1 protein-coding gene is annotated in these 9757 nt (G+C 55.5%); it reads left to right on the top strand.

Annotated elements, in window-relative coordinates; genetic code table 11:
* Positions 1 to 423 precede the first annotated feature (423 nt).
* A partial coding sequence (locus HMPREF3098_RS06995) for an SdrD B-like domain-containing protein (protein ID WP_141739701.1) occupies positions 424 to 9757 on the top strand: 9334 nt, incomplete at its 3' end.

Here is a 9757-nt window from a genome sequence, read left to right on the forward strand (position 1 = left end):
TCCCCGATGGTCGGCTGGGACGCACAACGAAGTGCGATGTCATCCGCGGAAGGGGCCGACCGAAACCCACTCTCGGCTTCCACCTGAGATCCGCCCTGCAGGGGAGCGGTGGAAAAGGAGGGTCAAACGTTACGAGGTCCCGCCGCGGCTCATAAGGAGCAGTAGCTGGAAAGTCATGGGTTCCATGTTAGCGGTATCTCACAGCGTGGCACAACCTAATTGGGAGTTCTCATATAGTGAGATTGATTTGAGGGTATTGGGTAGGGGGCACAGCCCTTGGGGGGGTAATTAACTGTGAGAAGTATTAGAAATTACTTACGAAACAGGTTGCTTTATATGTGCTGTGACCGATAGTGTTAAGTCGACTTTCCCTATTGTGCGCTGGGGATTGGATGAGTATAAACGCGCGTTAAGGAAACCATCGTGTTCGAAAAGCTAACTAAGAAGAAGCTGGCGGCTGTATTTGCGCTGCTGTCCAGCCTCGCGGTGGTCGTTGGGTTGGTGCAGCCGACAGCATCGTCAGCTGACTCGCCTTTCACTGTAACGATCGGTGATGCCACCTCGGTGGCAACGAACTCAACGGCACAGTTCCCTGTGACCATCACCTGTCGACAGGCTGGTGGATGTGCCGGTGCCACCATTAATCTCTCTCGGCCTGTCTTGGCCAATAATGGGATGACCTATCAACTGCAAGGCCCCATGGTCATCGGTCTAACGTCCGGATCAAACCCAGCGATCGCCTACACCACCAGTGGGCTTGCCGGGGATACTCCTTCGATGACGTTCACCCGTCTGGACCAAAACCAGTCGCAGGTGTTTAACGTGTCTTGGCAGACTACAGAAAACCGAATCATTCCTGGCACGTACACCATGGACTGGTCGGGAATTTGGGCTGCCCAAAACTACAACACGTCGGGACGCTCCAGCGTTGCGGTTACAGGTGCTCCCAAGGTCAACGTGGCCAAGAGCGATGTCACCAATAATGGTCCGGTCTATGATGGCTCATTCCGCCAATTCCAGCTGAGCTGGTTCCGTGAAAAGAACGGCACTGGAATTACCGGTGTAACTACTGAACTAGTGGATCAGCTTCCTCCGGAGTACACCTTCAAGGGATTCACCGAGACCGGTATCGGCGGTGACATGTTATTCCGTAACCTGCAGGGGCAGGGCGAGGGCATAGTCTACTTCTACGATGCCTCGACCCACACCGTGCGTATTCGCATCACCGAATCGGTTGACCGGTATATCGCGCAGAAAAACACGGTCTACTCGAGGATTCGATACAACGTTCAAGTCGCCCCAGCCACGACCGCTAACTTGGCGGACAACTCCAAGATCACAAACACGGTCATCGCAACCAATCCAACCTCTTTAGACGGGAAACCAGTAACCGTCAATCCGGCTAGCGTATCTTTGACATATAAGAAAGCGCGCCCGGGACTTTACTCGAAGGCACGTGTTGGTGGCGAATACTCCACTACTACCACCGATATCGGCTTGGCTGATACAACCGGCCAGACAGATCCGGGATCGACGTTGGGGTGGACGCTTTCGGCAACCAATCCAGGTTCGGACCCTCGTACGCTGACGATCTCAGATACCACGTCCTGGGGTGCGCCTGTGCCAGTCGGAAAGGACGGCACTCCATCCGACTACCACTATCTGACGAGCATTTCGCTGAACCCAGTTCAGTACAATGATGGACCCATAAACTATCCAGCGCGTGTCATTGGCTACAGCGCTGACGGAACGCAGAAGTCCTACACCGTGGCAGCCGGATCTCCCTTGTCGATTCCTGAATCCGACAAGATCATCCGATTCGATGTCATCGTAGATAACTTGCGTCCGGTAGACGCGGTACCGAACACTGCCAACAATGGCGTTCTTACCGTCAACGCCAAGACCAAGTACCGTATCGAAACCAATCAGATCGTTGCGGCTAACAATGGCACGTCCGGCACAATTCGCTTGAATAACACGGCGACCTTCACGATCGATGGGTCTGCCCCTGTGAAGTCGTCGGCGTTCTTTACGCTTTTCGGGCGCCTGCCGGCACCTAGCGGGAAGGTTCAGGCTCTCAATGCGACTAACCTGCACCGTGGGGAGACCTTCTTGGCGAATGCTTCCGTTTTCGCGGGTTCGGAAGGCGGACCTTCGCGCCCGGAGGCTTTCTTATCTCTTCCTCCCGGATTCGAACTGGCACAGCCAGAATTCCGACCAGGTCGCGATCAAGCTCAGTGCGCGAGCGCAGCTGGTGATTGGGCATTCGAGAGGATGCCAGATAAGTACGGCGGTCAAGTTTGGAGAATCTACCTCAAGGATTCAAATCAGTCCCTCAAAACGGTCGCCGGCGCCCCCAATGACTGCTTCCAGCTTGCCATCAAGGCAACTAGTGCTCGCGCGGGCACGTATGACAAGGGGCCAATGACGGATCCTAAGCACACAATTCAGCTGTGGGTTCATGAACAACCAGACCCAGGACAGACGAATAAGCTGTCCCACTCCAGCGTTAATATTTCGGATTCTTACGACGTTAATTCGGACAGTAACACTGCGGGTCAGTGGCGTAACGCCGGAACCCCGGTTGCTGTTGCCTCCACCACTAGCCTCGGCGTGACTAAGCGAGCGCTGGGGGATCTAGATAAAGGGAACCCGACCACTTATATTCCCGGTGGCAACCAACAAACTTCATTGGCTCAAAAGACCGTAGATTTCACGGTGACTGCGTCCACCACTGGCAGTACCCCAGTCAACGGCATGGTTTTGTACGACCTTTTGCCATCGGGTAAAAACTCTGGAACCGATCACGTCAACCTTGTTGATGGATTGACAAATGCAGACAACATCCACGTGACATTTGAGCCCAAGCTATCGGGTCCAGTAACTGCGTCTGGACACAACGAGAACGTCACCGTTTTCTACTCGACTGCGGCCAACCCGTGCCGCCCGGAGCTCGGAAGTGCCACCGGGACATCCACCAATAGCTTCCCGACGTGCCAGAGTTTTAACGAGCGCAACGAGTGGTCTACCACCCTGCCTGCAGATCCCTCCACTGTGACCGCGATCCGCATTCAGTTCAACACCACCGTTTTCGGGGAATTTGACTTCAACATTCCGATGACCATGCCCACGAAGGGGTTGGATAACCAGCCTCTGGGTACTGACGACTTGGCAACGAACCGCGCCGCTGTGGCCGGTAAAACGGAAAGTGGCGCACCTATTCCATTCGTGGGCCCTGCGTACGCACGCGTGACTCCTTGGGGAGAATTGCTGCTCGACAAATCCACGATCATCAAGAACAAAAACTATGATGAAACCACGAAGGCCCCGGTTGTCCGCCGAGGTGACGAATTCCTCTGGGTTATCGAAGCACAGGCTAATCCGAAGGGCGTTGCTGTACCTGACCCAACAGTGATTGACCAGCTGCCAGCGGGTGTGGAAGTCCTCGGGGTCTCCAACGACGCGCCATACGCCACGACCGGCAGCGCTGACATCGGTGACGGGACCGTTACATGGAAACCTGGTGATCTGACGCCCGGCGGCGATAAGGCATACCTCTATCTGCGCGTAAAGGCGACGGGCAGTGCAGGGCAGTCTAACTTCACGTACTACGAGGATCCAAACGATCCAGAAAAGTACAAGTCGGCATGCACCCCTGGTGAGGGATCAGAGGAACCGAAGGCAGGTTGTGATGTCAACACGGTGTATATCGATGCCGGTAACGCGCAAGTAAGCGGTAAGTACTTCACCGATGTTGATCACAGCAACACGCAAACCGATGGGGATGGATCTCTCGAGGGGAAAACTGTCATCCTTTACGAAGTTGGGGAAGACGGCGCCCTGAAGAAGGTATCCGAGACAACCACGGGTAAAGACGGCGGCTACTCGTTTAAGGATCTGCCCGCTGGAGACTACCGTGTCGGATTCTTGAAACCAGAGAGCGCTGATTTCGCCTCGCCCAATATCGGCGGCGATGAGACCAAGGATTTTGATGTAACGGAAAACCGTGAAGAAGATGGCGTCGGCAGCGTGGGCCTCGTTGAGAAATTCACGTTGGCCGAAGGTGGAAGCAAGTCCAACGTCGATGCGGGCGTTCAGGGTAAGGCTTCGATTTCTGGTCTTGTATTCATGGACACCAATGGCGACGGCCAACGCGCTGAGGAACCCTCTCTGGTTAAGGATGTCACCATCCACTTGCTGGATTCCACTGGTTCACCAGCTACCGATGCTGCTGGGCAACCAGTTGCGCCGATTACCACTGGAGAAGAGGGGACATACTCCTTCGAGAACCTGTGGCCAGGCGAGTACAAGGTAAAGGCAACCCTCCCGGATGGAGCAACCTACACGTACTCTACGAAGGTTGCCACGCCAGATCAGATTGGCGATCCCGATTACAACGATGGCGCTGGTCCGTTTAGCGATAACCCCGGTGTAACGGATTCGTTTACCGCGGCGGAAGGCCGGAACCCCAACGTTGACTTTGCTGTACAGTCATTTGCCGGCATCGGTGGCGTGGTTTTTATCGACGCCAATGGTGACGGACAGTCGAAGGATGACAAACCTGCACAGAATGTGGCGGTCGAAGCTTATGTCGTTGTAGACGGAAAGCCCAAAAAGGTAGCGGAGACCACCACGAATGAAGAAGGTAAGTACACCTTTGAAAAGCTGGTGCCGGGGTCCTATACCACGCGAGTGGTGAAGCCCGAGGGATACCTAGGGTTCTCGCCACAAGTTGAAAACACTTCTACCAGTACTGATGATGGTTCTGACGCTGACGGCGAAGGTAACATTGCCTTCGGAGCCATTGCACCGGGTAATACGGAGCATCAGCGCGGAGATGCAGGATTGGTGCAGCCGTCTTCGTTGTCCGGTGAGGCTTTCTACGATGACAACAACGATGGCGTCCGCTCCGACGACGAAGCATTGAACCCAGGGCCGGTTACGGTCAAGGTATTCCGCGTTGGTACGACTGATCCGATCGCCACCACAGAGGTGAAAGACGGTAAGTGGAATATCGATAACATCGCGCCTGGCGAGTACTTCATTCAGGTAATTAACCCTGGCAAGGCTCGCTTTAGCTCCTTAGCAGAAACGTACCCAACTACGGGCACGGAAGCTGAGAAACTGGTTCAGGAGAAGTTCAACGATGTGGTCGAAGCTGAAGGCGAAGGTGGTATCACCAAGAACTTCGTCGTCGCCGGTGGCCAGTCCTACCCGCACATTGACACGGGTGTTGTACGCCTGCAGGCTGTTGATGGCCATGTTTGGGAAGACACAAATGGCAATGGTGAGTGGGAAGACGGTGAAAAGCCCCTTGAAGGGATCACTGTTAATTTGACCCTGGCCAATGGTCAAGAGCGCACCATGAAGACAGATGGCAAGGGGTACTACCGTTTCGACGGTGTTTCTCTGGGGCAGGCGACCATCACGGTCGTCAGGCCGGATGGTACGAAGTTCACGCGTCAGGCAAACACCGATACGAGCTTCGAAAAGCTTATTGTCGAGAAACTCTCAGATGTATCGCCGACCGAAGGAACCGTTACGTTTGAGGTGAAGGGTTACACAGATCCCAACACTCCAAATAACACGGACGTGGTGAACATCGATGCTGGTCTGGTACCATTATCCAGCGTTTCGGGTGAGGTATTCAACGACCTCAACCGCGACGGAAGCCGCGGTGACAATGAGACGCCACGAGAGAACATAAAGGTCACGCTGTATCGCTCTGGCACAAATGATGTTATTGGCGAGGCTACAACTGGACCTGATGGCAGGTACACCATCGATAACGTACCTCCAGGGGAGTACTACGTTGGATTCACTGCCCCAGATGGAACTAAGTTCACGAAGATTCCGGCTGATAAGGGCACCGATGGCGTGGTCGGAACCGATGGCAATGACGCGGGAGAAAACGGGCAGACAGCCCCCTTCCGGGTTGTACCGGGTGTTGTTACCACCAATATCGACGCCGGCCTGGTTGTCGGTGCCAACATTTCCGGCTTGGCGTGGAAGGACCTCAACAATGACGGCAGACGTAATGATGACGAAAAGTCAGAGGACAGTCTGTTCGCCAATGCCCCAATCACGTTGTACAACGGGGCTGGTGATGTCGTAGATACCCGCTTGACCGGTACAGATGGAACCTACGAGTTCGTCAATGTGCCAGCCGGCGAAGGTTACTACCTGAAGGTGGAGCTGAAAGGTTCTGCAGTTTCGTTCCCAGCATCCAACGATTTGGCGGATAAGGATCACAATAACTTTGACGTCAAGGGTGTACAGGGGGGAACGACTGGTGAGACCGCTAAGTTTACCGTTGTTGCCGGCGAAGACCACACGGATATTGACTTGGGTACTGTTCCTAAGGCCGGTGTTGCAGGTACGGTCTTCGAGGATCTGAACCGGGACGGAAAGCAGGATGACGGCGAGTCCGGCATCGCGGACGTCCCCGTTGAAATCCGAAAGGTCGATACCGACGAGTTAGTTGCTACCGTGAAGACGGATGAGTTCGGTAACTGGTCTACGGACGAGATCTTGGCGAACACGAAGTACTATGCCGCGTTCCCAACCTTGGACGGCAAGAAGATCACGCAGAAGTTGCCGGAAGCCAATAATGAGTTGGCTAAGGCCGGATACAACGATGCGAACCCAACGGACGGCCGCACTGAAACTTTCCAGGTGAAACCGGATAGTAAGTTCGACAACATCGACGCTGGTTACATCGTCAATGGTGGTATCAGTGGCCTCGCGTTCAATGATGCTAACAACGACGGCAAGCGCGGAACGGGTGAAGAACCGTACAGGGGGTTCACCGTTATTCTGCTGGATAACAGCGGCAGTGCAGTCGAGCGCACCATGACTGATGAGAAGGGTGCGTACCGCTTCCCGCGTGTTGTTCCGGGTGAATACACCGTGAAGTTTGAGCCACCGGCTTCGCTCCCGGGCCAGTTCACCAGCGGAACCTCGACAGACATCGAAGAGCCGAGCATCTCGGATGTGAACGAGGAAGGTATTACCACGAAGATCACGGTCGGATTGGGCGATACCGTTCCACATGTGGACGCTGGATTTGTCCAGCATACCTCGATCTCGGGTATTGCCTTCGTGGATAACGACGGTGATAGCAAGAGCACGGGTGCGAGCGATTCACGCTTAGAAGGTGTGAAGGTTGTTCTGTACCGCGTTGAAGAAAACGGTGACATCACCCGAGTGCCGGGCCGCGAGGTCACAACAGGTCCGGATGGTGCCTATAGCTTCGACGGTGTGGTTCCAGGGAACTATCGCGTTCGATTCGTCAACGACGTGCTCGACAACGAGGCCGTCGTTGCGAAGGATGCCGACGCAGATGGTGGTTCCGACATCAACGCCGATGGGTTCACAGACACCATTGAGGTGGAGCCTGCAATTGCATACAACAACGTGGATGCTGGCTACGTGACGACCGGCAATATCTCCGGCATGGTGTGGGATGACAACAACGGCGACGGGTTCCGTCACGACAATGAGCTTGGACGTGCGGGCGCTACCGTAACCCTGCTCAGTGGTACGGGCGAAGTCATCGCTCAGACCACTACGGATTCCAATGGTGGGTACTCATTCAATGATCAGCCCGCGGGCGACTACATCGTTAAGGTGGAACCAATCGAAGGGCTGGTATTCGCGCCAAAGAAGGGCGATGAAGCCATTACGGCCGGTCGACTCTCTGATGTGGATCAGTCTTCAGGACAGACCCAGGTGTTCCACCTGAGCGCAGGCAAAAATGTCAACAATGTTGATGGCGGCGTCGTCCCAACAACATCCATCAGTGGTGTGGCCTTCTTCGACCAGAACGGCGATGGAGCGAAGGATGGAGATTCTCGCCGCGAAGGCGTGACGGTCATCCTGCGCGACGAATCCGGCGCGCCAGTGAGAGAAACGAAGACCGATCCTTTCGGTAACTACGAGTTCACCAACGTACCGGTGGGTAAGTACACAGTGGAGTTCCAGAACTTCAACGGCGAAAAATTCTCGCCACGGGGTGTGGATTCCAAGGTGGACGGTAAAGGCCACGTGCCAGTTGTTCTCACCCCAGGCAATCCGGTGACCGGTATTGACGCGGGCTATGTAACGACTGCCCAGATTTCGGGGCTGGCATTTATCGATGCGAATTATGACGGGCAATACGGCACCTCGGCGTACCCGAACATCATTCCGGTGGAGGGCACTACCGTGGAGCTGCTTGATGCTCAGGGCAACTCCTTGCCAGAACCTCGAGTGGTAACCGTTGGCGCCGATGGTCGCTACACCTTCAACGTGGTTCCAGGAGAGTATCGCGTTCTGTTCCGCGATCCGTCCGGTCAACCGATCACCAAGACAGTGGGCGATCCAAGCAAGATCCAGGAAGCTGGTAAGAACGACGCGGACGAAACAACCGGACAGACCGCGCCATTTACCGTCGCTGCTGGGGACGTTGTAAAGAACGTGGATGGTGGCTTCCGCTCCGCCACGTACATCAGCGGCCACACTTTCACGGATGTGGACGGCGACAAGCTGAAGATCAATGAACCCGCCTTAGGCGGGATCACGGTTGAGTTGCGGGATGAAAACGGTGAAGTGGTGAAGACCACAACCACCGATTCTGCGGGCAACTACCGCTTCGACGATGTACTGCCCGGTAAGTACACAGTTCACTTCCCATCGGAGGATGGAAAGCGATTCAGTGGTGGCGATTCGAAGGTGGATACAGACGGCAACGTTGCTGTGAATATCACCCCAGAGATGAGCCGCGTTGGCAAGGGCGTAACCGGCGTGGACGCGGGTTACAAGGTCGATACCGGCGCTATCAAGGGCACCGTCTTCTGGGACGATGAACGCGATGGTGTGTACGGCCCAGGTGACGAGTTGTACCAGGATCCGAAGGTCAGCGTTATCGGAGTAGGCGGCGTGCCGTTCGAAGGCACGGTCGTCGATGGCAAGTTCGACTTCCCGAACCTGCCAGTTGGCAAGTACACCGTGGTCATTGAGGCTAATAACGAGCGAATTGTTCGTGAGGTTGAGGTGACGGCGAATGATGTGGTCACGGTTGATGTTCCGCTTGAGCGGGATCCGGAGCCGACTGAGCCGACTGAGCCGTCTGAGCCGAGCCAGCCTTCGGAACCGAGCGAACCGAGCCAGCCATCGGAGCCGAGCGAACCGACTGAACCGAGTGAGCCTTCGGAACCGACCGAACCGACTGAGCCTTCGGAACCGAGTGAGCCGAGCCAGCCTTCGGAACCGAGCGAGCCTTCGGATACGACGGAACCTGTTCCGGATCCGAAGTTCGATATCAGTGGTCGACTGTGGCACGACGAGGATCGCAACGCGATCGTTGATGGTGATGAAAAGGGCCTGGAGGGTGTGACCGTTGAACTGCGGGATGCTTCGGGCAAGGTCATCGCTACGACGAAGACGGATGCCGATGGTAAGTACTTGTTCAAGGACGTTCCAACGGGTGATTACGAGGTCGTAGTACCAAGGGAAGCCCAGGATCTGGACATCGTGAACTCTGCCGTGGACGGCAATAACGATGGTGACAACTGGGTAGTCAAGGTGAGCTCGAATGACGAGAGCGAGGTAACGGGCGTGGACTTCGGTTTCGACCGAGACAAGCCAGCTCCGAGCGAGCCAAGTGAGCCGTCGGAGCCATCGACTCCAAGTGAGCCGTCGGAGCCGTCGAGTCCGAGCGAGCCAAGTGAGCCTTCGGGGCCATCGGAGCCATCGACTCCAAGTGAGCCGTCGGAGC

It is taken from the genome of Corynebacterium sp. HMSC28B08, from assembly GCF_001806865.1.
Taxonomy (GTDB): Bacteria; Actinomycetota; Actinomycetes; order Mycobacteriales; family Mycobacteriaceae; genus Corynebacterium; species Corynebacterium auriscanis.